Annotated in this window: 10 protein-coding genes; 5 read left to right on the top strand and 5 right to left on the bottom strand. The window is 59.9% G+C overall.

The genetic code is table 11. The annotated features are described in order from the left end of the window. Window positions 1-11: 11 nt before the first annotated feature. The gene (locus Q0V31_RS16475) at window positions 12-413 is read right to left on the bottom strand and encodes a MerR family DNA-binding transcriptional regulator (RefSeq protein WP_298189450.1); all 402 of its coding nucleotides are present in this window, start codon (window positions 411-413) and stop codon (window positions 12-14) included. Window positions 414-595: 182 nt separating this feature from the next. After that, window positions 596-1,528, bottom strand: coding sequence for a LysR family transcriptional regulator (locus Q0V31_RS16470; RefSeq protein ID WP_298189447.1), 933 nt, complete (start codon window positions 1,526-1,528; stop codon window positions 596-598). A gap of 157 nt (window positions 1,529-1,685) precedes the next feature. Here Q0V31_RS16470 and Q0V31_RS16465 point away from each other — a divergent pair, with 157 nt between their 5' ends. Beyond that, on the top strand, window positions 1,686-2,915 hold the full coding sequence (locus tag Q0V31_RS16465) for an acyl-CoA dehydrogenase (RefSeq protein WP_298189444.1): 1,230 nt from the start codon (window positions 1,686-1,688) through the stop codon (window positions 2,913-2,915). 104 nt (window positions 2,916-3,019) lie between these two features. Here the strand turns inward: Q0V31_RS16465 and Q0V31_RS16460 are convergent, their stop codons facing one another. The 3 genes from Q0V31_RS16460 to xthA form a co-directional block, all read right to left on the bottom strand. Further along, on the bottom strand, window positions 3,020-4,003 hold the full coding sequence (locus tag Q0V31_RS16460; protein WP_298189441.1) for a TerC family protein: 984 nt from the start codon (window positions 4,001-4,003) through the stop codon (window positions 3,020-3,022). Window positions 4,004-4,126: 123 nt separating this feature from the next. After that, on the bottom strand, window positions 4,127-5,509 hold the full coding sequence (locus Q0V31_RS16455; protein WP_298189439.1) for a phosphate ABC transporter substrate-binding/OmpA family protein: 1,383 nt from the start codon (window positions 5,507-5,509) through the stop codon (window positions 4,127-4,129). A gap of 103 nt (window positions 5,510-5,612) precedes the next feature. Next, complete coding sequence (xthA, locus tag Q0V31_RS16450) at window positions 5,613-6,428, bottom strand: exodeoxyribonuclease III (protein WP_298189437.1); 816 nt, start codon at window positions 6,426-6,428, stop codon at window positions 5,613-5,615. A 142-nt stretch (window positions 6,429-6,570) separates the two neighbouring features. On the opposite strand from xthA, the gene Q0V31_RS16445 reads away from it, so the two are divergent. The 4 genes from Q0V31_RS16445 (at window position 6,571) to Q0V31_RS16430 (ending at window position 14,351) form a co-directional block, all read left to right on the top strand. Next, window positions 6,571-7,212, top strand: coding sequence for a GNAT family N-acetyltransferase (locus Q0V31_RS16445; protein WP_298189434.1), 642 nt, complete (start codon window positions 6,571-6,573; stop codon window positions 7,210-7,212). Between the two features lie 108 nt (window positions 7,213-7,320). Next, window positions 7,321-9,048 (top strand): autotransporter assembly complex family protein, encoded by a 1,728-nt coding sequence (locus Q0V31_RS16440; protein ID WP_298189431.1) that lies wholly within the window; start codon window positions 7,321-7,323, stop codon window positions 9,046-9,048. After that, window positions 9,045-12,713, top strand: coding sequence for a translocation/assembly module TamB domain-containing protein (locus tag Q0V31_RS16435; protein WP_298189428.1), 3,669 nt, complete (start codon window positions 9,045-9,047; stop codon window positions 12,711-12,713). The genes Q0V31_RS16440 and Q0V31_RS16435 overlap by 4 nt, the downstream gene beginning before the upstream one ends. Window positions 12,714-13,007: 294 nt before the next feature. Continuing rightward, the gene (locus tag Q0V31_RS16430) at window positions 13,008-14,351 is read left to right on the top strand and encodes a sodium:alanine symporter family protein (RefSeq protein WP_298189425.1); all 1,344 of its coding nucleotides are present in this window, start codon (window positions 13,008-13,010) and stop codon (window positions 14,349-14,351) included. Window positions 14,352-14,425: the final 74 nt, after the last annotated feature.

Genomic DNA, 14,425 nt, shown 5'->3' with positions numbered 1-14,425 from the left:
TAGATTTAAGATCAGGAGATAACTATTTGTTTTTTATCGGTTTCATCTAGAGCTAAAAGACAGCGCTCTTCGGCGGTATCCAGCTCTAATTGCATCTGTTGGATGTCCAGCAGTTGCTGTTGTAACTGGGCGCGGCGCTCGGCAATCTTGCTCATAAAGGTTTCCAGCTGCTTGCGATTGCCGTGCACCGGGTCGTACAACTCGATCAGTTCTTTGCATTCAGCGAGGGAAAAGCCGATGCGCTTGCCGCGCAGGATCAGCTTAAGCGCGACCTTGTCCTTGGCGCTGTAGATGCGCTCCTGGCCACGCCGTTCGGGGCTGAGCATCTGCTGCTCTTCGTAGAAACGGATGGCACGGGTGGTGATATCCAGCTCGCGGGCCAGATCGGAAATTGAATAGGTAGAGGCAGCCATGTTCGATCTCTTGATTTACCTTTACGTTAACGTAAAGGTGAGTCCAGCAGGTGTCAAGCAAGCTGAAGGGCGAATGAGGAGGGCTGTGGAGGGCGTTTAGCCGCGCCTGCACGGTGATGCCGGCAGGCGCTTATGCAGACTATCGAAAGAAGAGATAGCTTATTTATCAGAGACTTATATGGTTAAGCTAAAGCTTTTAATGCTTTGGCTTCCTGGGCCACGGCCTGCTGAGAAATCTCGATAATTTGCTCGCGCATCCAACGGTTTGCAGGGTCCTGGTCAGTGCTTTCGTGCCAGTAGATGTGAGTTTCCAGTGGCGTCATGTCCTTAATCGGCAACTCGACAAAGTGCAGCTCGTTACGCCGGGCGAAGCGTTCCGGTACGGTCATGGCCATGTCGGTGCCTTGCAGCACGGTGGTGGCCATCAGGTAATGCTGCGAGCGCAGGGCAATCTTGCGCTGCATACCCATGCGTCCCAGCGCCAGGTCGACATGGCCGAGACCACTGCGGCGGCTGGAGATGTGGATATGGGTCAGCGCCATGTATTCATCCAGGCTGATCTTATCCTTGGCCAGCGGGTGCCCCTTGCGCAGGGCGCAAACGTAGCGGTCTTCCATCAACTTGACGTGGCGCACTTGGGGGTCGGTGTTAAGCGGTGCATCCACGGCGAAATCCAGGCGGCCAGCGGCCAGCTCCTTGGTGGTTTCGCGGCGGCGCGCCAGCATGCTTTCAATATTCACGCCTGGTGCCATACGCCGCAGGCGCTGGAACAGCGGCGGCAAGATGATCGCTTCAGTCAGGTCGGTCATGCTGATGCGGAAGGTCTTGTTGGCTTGGGCCGGGTTGAAAATGCGGCTTTCTTGCACGGAGATGCGCAGTTGCTGCAGGGCATTGCGCACCGGACTGATGATGTTCTGCGCCATTGGCGTGGGCACCATGCCTTGGGCTGTGCGCACAAACAGCGGGTCATTAAAGGTTTCGCGTAGACGCGCCAGGGCGTTGGATACGGCGGGTTGAGTAATGCCGACAATCTGCCCGGCGCGGGTCAGGTTGGCCTCAGTGTAGATAGCATCGAAGACGACAAAGAGGTTGAGATCGACCTTGTTGAGATTCATTACACGCTCGCTCTGCAGGTTGTCGGTATCAGCGGATCATATATCGGTGATGAATGTTTATACACGATGAGAATAGATTAGATAAATCTTAACCCCTGTTCTAGCATCATTTCACCTTACCGAATGTCCTAAAAATCAGCGTCAGAAGGAACCTCTCATGGATTTCGCCTACTCCCCCAAGGTTCAGCAGTTACGTGAACGCGTTACCGCGTTTATGGAAACGCATGTTTACCCAGCCGAAGCCGTGTTCGAGCAACAGATCAATCAAGGTGACCGCTGGCAGCCCACTGCGATCATGGAAGAGTTGAAAGCCAAGGCTAAAGCCGAAGGCCTATGGAACCTGTTTCTCCCGGATTCCGAACTGGGCGCTGGCCTGACTAACAGCGAGTACGCCCCGCTGGCGGAGATCATGGGCAGCTCGCTGATCGGCCCGGAGCCGTTCAACTGCGCCGCGCCGGACACCGGCAATATGGAAGTGCTGGTGCGTTACGCCAACGAAGCGCAGAAAGAAAAGTGGCTCAAGCCCCTGCTGGACGGCACCATCCGTTCGGCTTTTGCCATGACCGAGCCGGGCGTTGCCTCAAGCGATGCCACCAATATGGAAGCGCGCGCCGTACGTGAAGGTGATGAGTGGGTGATCAACGGCCGCAAGTGGTGGACCTCCGGCGCCTGTGACCCACGCTGCAAAATCATGATCTTTATGGGCCTGACCAACCCCGACGGTCCACGCCATGCGCAGCATTCGATGATTCTGGTGCCGATGGATACCCCTGGCGTGAAAGTGCTGCGTCCGTTGACGGTGTTTGGCTACGACGATGCGCCGCATGGCCACGCCGAAGTGCTGTTCGAAAACGTCCGTGTCCCTTATGAGAACGTGCTGTTGGGCGAGGGCCGTGGTTTTGAGATCGCCCAAGGTCGTCTTGGCCCTGGCCGTATTCACCACTGCATGCGCTCCATCGGTATGGCCGAGCGCGCCCTTAAGCTAATGTGCGAGCGCTCCATCAGCCGCACCGCTTTCGGCAAGCCGCTGGCGCGTCTGGGCGGCAATATTGACCATATCGCCGACTCGCGGATGGAAATCAACATGGCCCGCCTGCTGACGCTTAACGCGGCGTACATGATGGACACCGTGGGCAACAAGGTGGCCGCCAGTGAAATCGCTCAGATCAAAGTCGTGGCACCTAACGTGGCGCTAAAAGTCATCGACCGAGCGATCCAGATGCATGGCGGTGCCGGGGTCTCCAATGACTTCCCGCTGGCTTACTGGTACGCCATGCAGCGCACCCTGCGCCTGGCCGACGGCCCGGATGAGGTGCACCGGGCTGCCATTGGCAAGTTTGAAATTGGTAAGTACGTGTCGAAAGAGGTGATGAACGCCAGCCGTTAAGGCGCTTGCCTCACAGCAAACACAAGGCCCGCTGTTGCGGGCCTTGTGCGTTATGGGCGTAGAGCAATCGGCTGTCTAGCTGCTTGGTTGCAGGGCCTAATCGATTAATTGGTCGGCTTGGATGCTCGGGTTTTAACCAGCGACAGTATGACTGCGCCGGCCAGCAGGCCGAGGGTCACACACAGCGAGAGCAGAGCGGGAACCTTGAATAGGTCGTGGAGGAAAATCTTGCCGCCGATAAACATCAACACCAACGCCAGGGCATATCTCAGGTAGATGAAACGATGCATCAATGCGGCCAGGGCAAAATACAGCGAGCGCAGGCCCAGAATCGCGAAGATGTTCGAGGTGTAGACGATAAATGGGTCTTGGGAAATGGCCAGCACCGCTGGCACGCTGTCCACGGCAAACACCAAGTCGGCCAGTTCAATCAATACCAGGGCCAGGAGCAATGGGCTGGCATGCAGCAGTTGCTTGCCCGAGCGTCGATCCGGCTGGCGCACGAGGAAGCGCCCGTTGTGCATGCTGTCGGTTACTCGCAGGTGCCTGCGCAGGAACTGCAACAGACGGTTCTGGCTTAGATCGGTGTGCTGTTGTTGCTCGGCAGAGAGCATTTTCACGCCGCTGAACAGCAGAAATGCGCCGAACAGGTACAGCACCCACTCGAAGTTTTGTACCAGCGCTGTACCTAGGCCGATCATCGTGGCACGCAGCACGATGACCCCGAGGATGCCCCAGAACAGCACGCGGTGTTGGTAGCGCCGGGGGATGGCGAAGAAATTCAGAATCATCGCCATGACGAATACGTTGTCCATCGACAGCGATTGCTCGACCAGAAAACCGGTGTAGAACTCCAGTGCCTTAGTGGCCCCGAGCTGCCACCAGATCCAGCCGCCAAAGGCGGTGCCAACCGAGAAGTAGCCGCTATACAGCAGCAGGCTTTCACGCATCGCGATTTCATGGTTGTCGCGGTGCAGCACGCCGAGGTCGAGCACCAGCAAGCCGAGAATGATCAGGATAAAGGCTAGCCAGAACCCTCCAGGGGTGCCGAACAGTGGAGTGTTGAGCGCACTAAACAGGCTGTCCATGACGCCGCCTTGTATGTCTGGCCACGTAGAGAATTAACTCAGTGACTCCGACATCACGGTGATGGCTCACCGCCAGAGGGGCCCGGCGTCACGCCTGAACAAGATTAGCAGGGCGGATCACCCTCAGTAGACCCAGACCTCGACCCGGCGATTTTTTATTCGCCCGTCATCGGCGCTGTTGGTCGCCACCGGCAGTTCATCGCCGAGGCCGATAATGTCGCGGAAGATCACCCCACCCTTGCTCAACTCACGGCGTACCGCCATGGCGCGCAGTTTGGAGAGCAGCTCGGCGCGCGCCGGATCAGCCTTGGCATCGCCGAAGCCAACCAGTACCACGCTGCCCTGTAGTTTGTTCTGCTCGCGCAGATAAGCCAGCAGCCGATTGAGGTCGCGTCGGGCTTTGTTGTCCAGGCTGGCGCTGCCTTCCTGAAAGCGGAAGTTCACCGACAGGCGCTGGGCGTGTTGCGCCAAGGTTTGGTAGCTGGCGGGCATTTGCGCATGCGCAGGGATGTTCACTGCCTGCACGGTCTGTGCGATAAACCCGCTTTGCTCGACAATCGCCTGGCCGCGCGGGCTGTGGGCAAACTGCACCAGCGCACGGGCCCAGGGGTTGCTCAACTGCGGCTGGTTATACAGAAACAGCCGCCGCGACAGTGGGTAATCCTCGGTGGCAATCAGGGTCAGGCTAGGCAGCATGGGTTGTGAGTCGCCGGCCGCGATGGCCAGGGCCTTGGCCTGGCGGATATAGGGCAAGCCGATAAAGCCAATACCCTGAGGGTCCTGACTGACCGCATCAGAAAGCCTCTCGCTGGATTCAAAGCGCTTGGCGTTGCTGGCCAGGGCTTTGCCATTGGCACTGAGCACCAGCTCTTTGAAGGTGTCATAGGTGCCGGACTGATCATCGCGGGCATATATATTGATCTCACCTGCGGGTGCGCCCAGTTGGGCCCAGTCGCTGAGTTCACCGGCAAATATCTGCGCCAGCTGTACGGTGTTCAGGGCGGAAATAGGGTTGCCGGGGTGCAGGATGATGGCCAGGCCATCGAGGGCAATAATCTGTTCGGCGGCGGGGCTTTTCAGGTCACCCAGGGCCTGCAGGTTAGCGGCTTCGCTGTCTTTGATGGGGCGTGAGGACGCTGCCAGTTCGGCGCTGCCCTCGGCTAATGAGGTAAACCCGGTGCCAGAGCCGTGCGCCGCAACGTCAATGCTTACGCTGCGGCCATCGGCGGTTTTAGCGGAGATTCTCTGCTCGTTTTCCAGCGCACCGGCTTCGATGCGGATGGCGCTCAGGCCTTGCTCCTCAAACAAGCCTTTGACCAGCGCCGGGCCCAATTTCGCGCCAATGGTATTGGAGCCTTGGATGCGCAGTACGCTGCTGTTGTCGGCAGCAGCCGGCAGGGCCGCGAATACCGACCAGGGCAAGGCGTAGCAGAGTGAGCCGAGCAGCAAGAAGCTGATGGCACGAGTCCATGTGTCACGATCAGAGGCAGAGCGGGCGCGCGGCATGTAGCAAACACCTATATGGGTGAATGAAAGTGCCGCGACGATAAGACAAATAGGTGACTGTTATATGACAGTCACCTTTCCATGTAGACGCTCTAGGGCAGGGCTATTCGCTCAGTTCCAGCCAGATAGGGGCGTGGTCCGAGGGTTTTTCCATGCCACGCAGGTCGTAGTCAATGCCCGCGTCTTTAATGCGTGCCTGCAGGGCTTGGGACGCCAGAATCACATCGATACGCAGGCCGCGCTTGGGCTCGTCTTCGAAACCACGGCTGCGGTAATCGAACCAGCTAAAACGGTCATTCACCGCCGGGTTGAGATGGCGGAAACTGTCGACCAGGCCCCAGTTCTTTAAAGTGGCCAGCCATTCGCGCTCTTCTGGAAGAAAGCTGCACTTGCCGCTTTTCAGCCAGCGCAGACGGTTCGGTTCACCGATGCCGATGTCGATGTCTGCAGTAGAAATATTGATATCGCCCATCACCACCAACGGCTGCTGCGGGCTGAACTGACTTAGCAGCAGATTTTGCAAATCGGCGTAGAAGCGTTGCTTGGCTGGAAACTTAGTCGGGTGATCGCGGTTTTCGCCCTGTGGAAAGTAACCATTCATCACCGTCACCGGGTTGCCCTGGGCATCGGCGAAGGTGCCGTAGATAAAGCGCCGTTGCGCGTCTTCGGCATCCCCAGGAAAACCCTTGTGCAGGCTTAGTGGTGCTTGGCGCGAGAGCAGGGCGACGCCGTAGTGGCCTTTCTGGCCGTGATAGTGGACGTGGTAACCCAGCTCGCGGATGGCTGCTTCAGGGAACTGCTCATCAGCCACCTTGGTTTCCTGCAGGCCAATGACATCCGGCTGGTGCTTGTCGATCAGCGCTGCCAGTTGATGCGGGCGGGCACGCAGGCCATTGATATTGAAGGAGACGATCTTCATGGGCGGCTGTCCTGAGTGGCGTTCTGGAAAACCCGCGATGCTAGCCCATTGTGGGCGCTAGCGGCCAGCCTGTGGCGGCAGGTGGTGCACGGTGCTAACGTGGCTGCAGGCCCGTTAAATCAAGAAAAAAGAGGTCAAACCGATGCCCAACAGTCTCGCCGAAGTTCGTATGCTCGATAGCGGCTATGCCCGCGAAGCGCGTTCGTTGCTGTATCACGCCTACCGGCATGACCCGACGTTTGCTTACCTGTTTGAAGCAGAGCGCCCCGGCTATGACCAGCGGGTGCGCGCGACGGTTCGCGAGCTGGTGCAGCAGCATTTTGCCGAAGACCTACCGGCCATTGGTTTGCTGATTGATGATCGCTTGATCGGTATGGCACTGATCGCCCCGCCACAGCGGCGCATGGACATCACCGAAAGCTGGGGCTGGCGCATGCGCATGCTGCTGACCGCAGGTTTTCGCTGCACCAAGCGTTATCTGGCCTACCACGATGCGGTGATCGCCTGCCTGCCACCAGGGCCGTATCACGTGTTACCACTGCTCGGTATTCACCCGCAGTACCAGGGCAAGCATCTCGGCGAGCAACTGCTTGAGGCGCTGCATAATTGGTGCGCTGAAGACGCCAGTTCGCAAGGCGTGGTGCTTGATACGGGCAACGCGCACTACCTGGATTTCTACAAGCGTCAGGGCTACGAGGAAGTCGGCGAAGTGGCCATTGGCCCGATCATCGAGCACGTGTTCTTCCATCCCAGCCCACAACTGGCGGTTAAGGTCAGCGCCTGATAGCCGCGCACTCGGTGTGTGACGGCACACTGCGGCGCAATGAATCCAGGTAATGATTCCAGGTGCTGGCGCGCTATAACGGCCACTGGCTCGTGCTAGCATCGTCGCATGTCTGTGTTCCCCAAATTTCTTGCCGGGCTTTGCCTGCTCCTGCTGAGTGCTACGGCCCTGGCCGAGGCTCAGTTGCGCGTGCGTGTAGAACCGGCCAACAGTGCCTTGAAAACCAATATCGAAGGCTATATTGGCAGTCTCGGTGAGCGTGATGCTGAGGCCCTGCAGCGTTACCGTCGGGTAGCCGAGAGTCAGGCGGAAAAAGCCGCGCAAGCGCTGGGTTACTATCAGGCGCAGATCACCACCGAGGTCAGTGAAGGCAAGACCCCACGCCTGACCGTGAAGATTCAGCCCGGCGAGCCGGTGCGCCTGCGTGATGTGCTGGTGCGCATCGACGGCCCAGCCGCGCAACTGCGCGCCTTCCGCCCCCCCAGCAAGCCGCAACTGCGCAGCGGCGCGCAGCTCAATCACGGACATTACGATACGGCCAAGCGGGACATCCAGAATCAGGCTTCACGCTATGGTTTCTTCGCCGGACGCTTCAGCCAGCAACGCCTGACCATTGATCCGGATGCTGGGGTTGCCGATATCGAACTGGTCTATGTCAGCGGTCCTCGTTACCAGCTTGGCGCGGTGAGCTTTACCGGCGATGCGCCTTTTGATGAGGATCTGTTGCAGCGCATGGTGCCGTTCCCGGCAGATAGCCCCTATGACTCTGCGCTGATTGCCGAGCTGTATCAGGCACTGCGTTCCAGTGGTTATTTCGAAGCGGTGCAGGTGGATGCCAACCCGAGCAGCGCTGCCGCCGAGCAGATTCCGGTTATGGTGCAACTGCAGGCACGCAAGCCACGCAGCATGGGCTTGGGTGTGGGTTTTTCCACCGATGTTGGCCCACGTGGGCGCGGCAACTGGACCCGGCACTGGGCCAATCCGCAGGGGCACAGTTATGGTGCGGAGTTTGAACTGTCGGCACCGCGGCAGAATGTCGGCCTGTGGTACGACGTACCGCTTGATCCGCCGCTAACCGACAAGTTGCGGGTCGCCGGCGGTTACCAGGCTGAGGAGCTGGCCGATACCGACAGCAATAGCCGCCTGCTGACGTTCGGCCCGGAGTGGCACAGCAAGCTGGATAACGGTTGGCAGCGGGTGCTGGAGCTGAAGTGGCGGCATGAGCAGTACGTCCTCGGCGATGATGCTGGTACCAGCACGTTGTTGATGCCGGGCATCAGTTACTCCTACCTGCACAGTGACAATCAGATTGATCCGAATCACGGTTACCGTCTGCAGTTTGACCTGGCCGGGGCGGCCAAGGGGTTGTTGTCTGACGCCAATGTGTTGCACGGCAATATCCAACTCAAAGGGCTGACCACGCTATTTAAACGCCACCGCCTACTTGGCCGCGTGCAGGTGGGGGGCACTGAATCGAATGGCTTTGCCCAGGTGCCGCCGTCGCTACGTTTTTTTGCCGGCGGCGACCAAAGCGTGCGCGGTTACGACTACCAGAGCCTGTCGCCGGAGAATAGCGCGGGCGACAAAGTCGGCGGCCGCTACCTGTTTAGTAGCAGCCTGGAATACCAATACAGCCTGACCGAGCGTTGGCGCCTGGCGAGCTTTGTCGACCAAGGCAATACCTTCGACTCGTTGCAGCTTCCGTCGCTGAAAAGCGCCGTGGGCCTTGGCGTGCGCTGGGTCTCGCCACTCGGTCCGCTACGCCTCGACTTGGCCCATCCGCTGGATGATCAAGGCGGCATCCGCCTACACTTCTCCATGGGCCCTGAACTGTGAAGCGCCTACTGCGTAATAGCCTGTTCGCGCTGCTGGGGCTGCTGTGTGTGTTGGCGCTTGGTTTGAGTGTGTTGCTGGGTACACAAGGCGGCAGCCGCTGGCTTTTGGCTCAGGTGCCGGGTTTACAGGTGGACGGCTTCAGCGGGCGCTTGGGCGGTAGCTGGCAGGCTGAGCAATTACGTTGGCAACAAGGCGCGAGCCGCGTTGACGTGCAGGCCCCGAGCCTGACCTGGTCGCCCACCTGCCTGCTGCGCTTGACCCTGTGTGTCGAGCAACTGCACAGCGGGCCGATCAGCCTGCTGTTGCCCGCAGACGAACAGCCCAGTAGCGAATCATTCAGCCTGCCGGACGTGAGCCTGCCGCTGGCGCTGCAACTGGGCGAAGTGCGCATCGCCAGTCTGCAACTGAATGGCGTCGAGCAACTTCGCGGCCTCCAACTGGCTGCACGCTGGACGGCGCAAGGTATCCTACTGGACAACATCAGCCTGCATGCCGCTGACCTCGACTTGGTGCTCCAGGGCCAGCTACAAACCAGCGGCAATTGGCCCTTGCAACTCAGCGGGCAACTGCAACTGCCCGCGCCCGAAAAGCAAACCTGGCCGGTGACACTGCAACTTAACGGTGAACTGCGTGAGCGCGTGCAGGTTAAGGCCCGCAGCAGCGGTTATCTGCAGGGCGAGCTAAGCGGCTGGTTGCAGCCTTTGGCGGAACACCTGCCCGCCCAGCTGCGCTTGCAGGTCGCGGCCTTCAAGGCCAGCGCCGAGTTGCCGGACAGCCTGAGCCTGGAGCAGCTTGAGCTGAAAGCCCAGGGCGACTTGCAGGACGGCTATCAGATTGTTGGCAGCGCCAAGCTACCCGCCGCCGAAGGGCCGGTGGCCTTGGCCCTGGCGGGTTTGCTCAAGGCTGACGGTGCGACGATCAGCAACCTGAGCTTGAGCGCTAACCCTGAGCAACAGGTACAGCTCAGTGGCGAGCTGAACTGGCAGCAGGGCCTGAGCCTGGAGAGTCGCTTCAATTGGCAGAATTTCCCCTGGCAGCGCCTTTATCCGCTGGCGGAAGAACCGCCGGTAGCGTTACGCGAGCTCAAGGGCGAGCTGGCCTATCAAGCAGGCAATTACCTTGGGCATTTCGCTGCCGAACTGGATGGGCCGGCCGGAGCCTTCAGCCTGCAGAGCCCACTGAGTGGCGATTTGCAAAAGCTGTACCTGCCCGAACTGCGTCTGCAAGCCGGTCAGGGCCGCGCCGAAGGCCAGGTCAGCCTGGGTTTTGCCGAGCAGCTGAGCTGGGATGTACGCCTGCAGTTGAGTCAGCTTGACCCCGCCTACTGGCTGGCCGAATTGCCCGGTAGCCTGGCCGGCCCCTTAAACAGCGCCGGTAATCTGCGCGATGGGCAGCTCAACCTGAATGCCGACATCGACCTGAGTGGCCGCCTGCGCGGCCAACCGGCCAAGCTGCTGGCGAAATTCACGGGTGGCCTGGAGCAGGGTGAGCTCAGTAGTTTGGATGTGCGCCTCGGCGATAACCGCATCAGTGGCCAGGCCGCTTTGCGCCAACAGCTTAGCGGCCAGTTGCTGCTGGCCATGCCACGTCTGGGGCAGCTCTGGCCGGGTTTACAGGGCCAGCTCAGCGGCCAGCTAGACCTAGCGGGCAAGCTGCAAGCGCCGCAGGGCCAGTTGCAGCTTAAAGGTCAGCGCCTGGCCTATGCCGATCAACGCTTGCGGCAGCTCACGCTCGACGCCAGCCTCAACAGCGCTCAGCGCGGTCAGTTATCCCTGGCGGCGCAGGGTATTCAGCTTGGCGAAACTGCACTGGGCCGGCTGGGTCTCACGGCCGCTGGTGATCAGCGCCAACAGAGCCTTGAGTTGCAGTTGCAAGGCCCCTTGCTCAATAGCCAACTGGCTTTGGCGGGGCGTTTGGATAAGGGCAATTGGCGCGGCAGTCTGAGCCGTGGCGAGGTGCAAAGCGGCGGCCAGGACTGGCGCCTGCAACAGCCGGCCACCTTGGTGCGCCTGGCCAATGGTCAGCTCAGCCTGGGTGCGCATTGCTGGCGCGCCGGCCAGGCCAGCCTGTGCGGGGCAGAGCAGCGCTTGTTGCCGGAGCCGATGCTGGACTACCAACTGAGCAACTTCCCCATGGACAGTCTGGCCGAGTGGCTGCCCAAGGATTTCACCTGGCAGGGTCAACTTAATGGCCAGTTGCAGCTCGCACTGCCGGCCAGCGGCCCGAGCGGTCGTTTGTCGCTGGATGCCGGCAGTGGCACCTGGCGTATTCGCGACCAGCAGCAGTGGCTGGAATTTGCCTATGACAGCCTGCGTCTGGATACGCAGATTGGCCCGCAACGCATCGACAGCTCGCTGCTCCTGCGCGGCCCGGCGATTGGCGAACTGGCCTTGGACGCCCAGCTTGACCCGCGTCCGGCGAGCAAACCCTTGTCTGGCAGCTTCCGCCTGAGTGGCCTGGACCTGGCACTGGTTCGCCCGTTTGTGCCGAAGGTTGAGCGCATCGCCGGGCAGTTGAATGGCTCGGGCAGCCTGTCGGGCGTGTTGCTGGCACCGCAGGTCAATGGCAGCTTGCGCCTCAGCAATGGCGTAATAGCCGGCGGTGAGTTGCCCATGAACATCGAGCAGCTGCAACTGCAGGCCCGCATCGAGGGCGAACGGCTGCTGCTGGAGGGGGATTGGCGCAGTGGTGAGCAGGGCCAGGGCAGCCTTAATGGTGAGTTGAGCTGGGCGACGGGGCTGGCGGCTGACATGCAGCTACGTGGCAGTCGTCTGCCCGTGGCCGTGGAGCCTTACGCGACCGTGCAAGTTGAGCCGGATCTGCGCCTGCGCCTGCGTGATCAGCAGTTGTCGGTGGCGGGCAAGGTGCTGATCCCCAGCGGCAAGATAGAGATACGCCAGTTGCCGCCTTCGACGGTGCAAATATCCAGCGATGCGCATGTGCTGGGGCGTGACAGCGCGCAGCAGCAGGCCACAGCCATTGCCATGGATATTGCTGTCGAAGTCGGCCAGGAACGCCTGACGTTCAGTGGTTTTGGCTTGAAGGCCGAGCTGCAGGGCCGTGTGCATATCGGCAATGACCTGGATACCCGCGGTGAGTTGAATCTGAACAAGGGGCGTTTTCGCGCCTATGGTCAGCGCCTCAATGTACGCCGTGCGCGCCTGCTGTTCGCCGGTCCGATAGACCAGCCGTTTCTGGATATCGAGGCCGTGCGCCAGGTCGATGATGTCGTTGCTGGCCTGCGTCTAAGCGGCAACGCCGCGCAACCGACCAGTGAAGTGTTTTCCGAGCCGGCGATGAGCCAGGAGCAGGCGTTGTCCTACCTGGTCATGGGCCGTCCGTTGGGGCAGGGCGGTGGTGATAACAACATGCTTGCCCAGGCTGCGCTGGCGTTAGGCATGGCCGGCAGTGCACCGCTGGTCAATAACCTGGCCCAAGGGTTGGGGATCAACGACTTTCAGCTTGATACCGAGGGCTCTGGGCTGACCACCAGCGTGGTGGCCAGCGGTAACCTGTCGGAACGTTTGAGCCTGCGTTATGGCGTCGGGGTGTTCGAGCCGGCGAATACCATCGCGTTGCGCTATGAATTGAGCCGCAGGCTCTATCTTGAAGCTGCCAGCGGACTGGCCAGCTCGCTCGATCTGTTCTATCGCCGAGATTTTTAGGGGCCGTTTGTGCGGGCAAACGCTGGATTAAGCCGGTTAATTCGCGTTTTAATTGCATGCCGCGCTCAAAATGTCTGAGCGTTGAAATCTAAACGGTGAAAACCACTATCCCAGTCTCCATATACTGGCTGCCGCTAATCACCGGACAGTCGTCTTGCTGGCTGATATAGCCCGATGCGTTGTTTGTAAACGCGCCAACCCGGCTCGCGTTTTGCGAAACAGCTTGGCCTACCCGGCAATCGGATAAGCGATGGCTATCCACCTCGCGTTCACTAAAACAATAAGGAAATGAGCATGGAATTCGTCAACACCCTGGTTAATCAACTCAATGGCGTGGTCTGGGGCCCGCCCATGCTGGTACTGATTCTCGGCACCGGTCTGTTCCTCATGCTGCGCCTGAAGTTTATGCCGCTGAGCAAGATTGGCGCTGGCTTCAAGCTGATGTGGCAAGGCCGCAAGAAAGGCGACGAAGAAAGTGGCGAAATCAGCCCGTTCCAGGCGCTAATGACCTGCCTGGCTGCCACCGTCGGTACTGGTAATATCGCCGGTGTGGCCACTGCAATCTTCCTTGGCGGCCCAGGCGCACTGTTCTGGATGTGGTGCACCGCACTGGTCGGCATGGCCACCAAGTACTGCGAAGTGGTGCTGGCTGTGCACTACCGCGAGAAGGATGAGCGCGGCGAGCACGTCGGCGGGCCGATGTACGCGATCAAGAACGGTCTGGGCAAGAAGTGGCTGTGGCTGGGCACTGCATTCGCCATCTTCGGCGGCTTTGCTGGTTTCGGCATTGGCAACATGGTGCAGGTCAACAGCATGGCCGCGGCCCTGCAAACCACCTTCAACGTGCCGCTGTGGGTCACCGGCGTGGTGACCATGGTCTTTGTTGGCATGGTGATCCTCGGCGGTATCAAGCGCATCGGTAAAGTCGCTGCGACCCTGGTGCCGTTCATGTGCGTGGCTTACATCATTGCTGCGTTCGTGGTGCTGGTGGTTAACGCCGCGCAAATCCCAGCCGCTTTTGAAATGATCTTCACCTATGCCTTCAGCCCAGCCGCTGCGACCGGTGGTTTTGCTGGTGCGGCAGTGATGGCGGCGATCCGCTTTGGTGTGGCGCGCGGTATCTTCTCCAACGAAGCAGGCCTGGGTACTGCCGGTATCGCGCAAGCGGCCGGGACCACCAACAGCCCGGTGCGTTCGGGGATGATCGGCATGCTCGGGACCTTTATCGACACCATCATCATCTGCTCGATGACCGGTCTGGCGATCATTACCTCCGGCGTATGGACCAGCGGTGTCAGCGGTGCCGCCTTGTCGGCGGCGGCCTTTGAGTCGGCGATGCCAGGCGTGGGTGGCTATATCCTGACCATCGCCCTGGTGGTGTTCGCCTTTACCACCATCCTCGGCTGGAGCTACTTCGGCGAGAAGTGCTGGGAATACATGGTCGGCACCAAGTCGATCCTGCCGTTCCGTATTCTCTGGGTGGTGGCAGTTCCTTTCGGCGCGATTGCCCAGTTGGATTTCGCCTGGCTGGTGGCCGATACTCTTAACGGTTTGATGGCGATCCCCAACCTGCTATCACTGATCTTGCTGAGCCCGATCGTGGTCAAGCTGACCAAGGATTATTTCGCAAAAAATTGATGTAACACTTGGGCGCGCAGGGTAGTCTGACTCATTGGTCAGTTCTACTTGCCGTTCTTCAATAGGGGGTGGGG

This window comes from uncultured Pseudomonas sp. (assembly GCF_943846705.1).
In the GTDB taxonomy this organism is placed as follows: domain Bacteria; phylum Pseudomonadota; class Gammaproteobacteria; order Pseudomonadales; family Pseudomonadaceae; genus Aquipseudomonas.
Note: the sequence above shows the minus strand (reverse complement) of the source record. Positions and strands in the feature narration are given on the sequence as shown.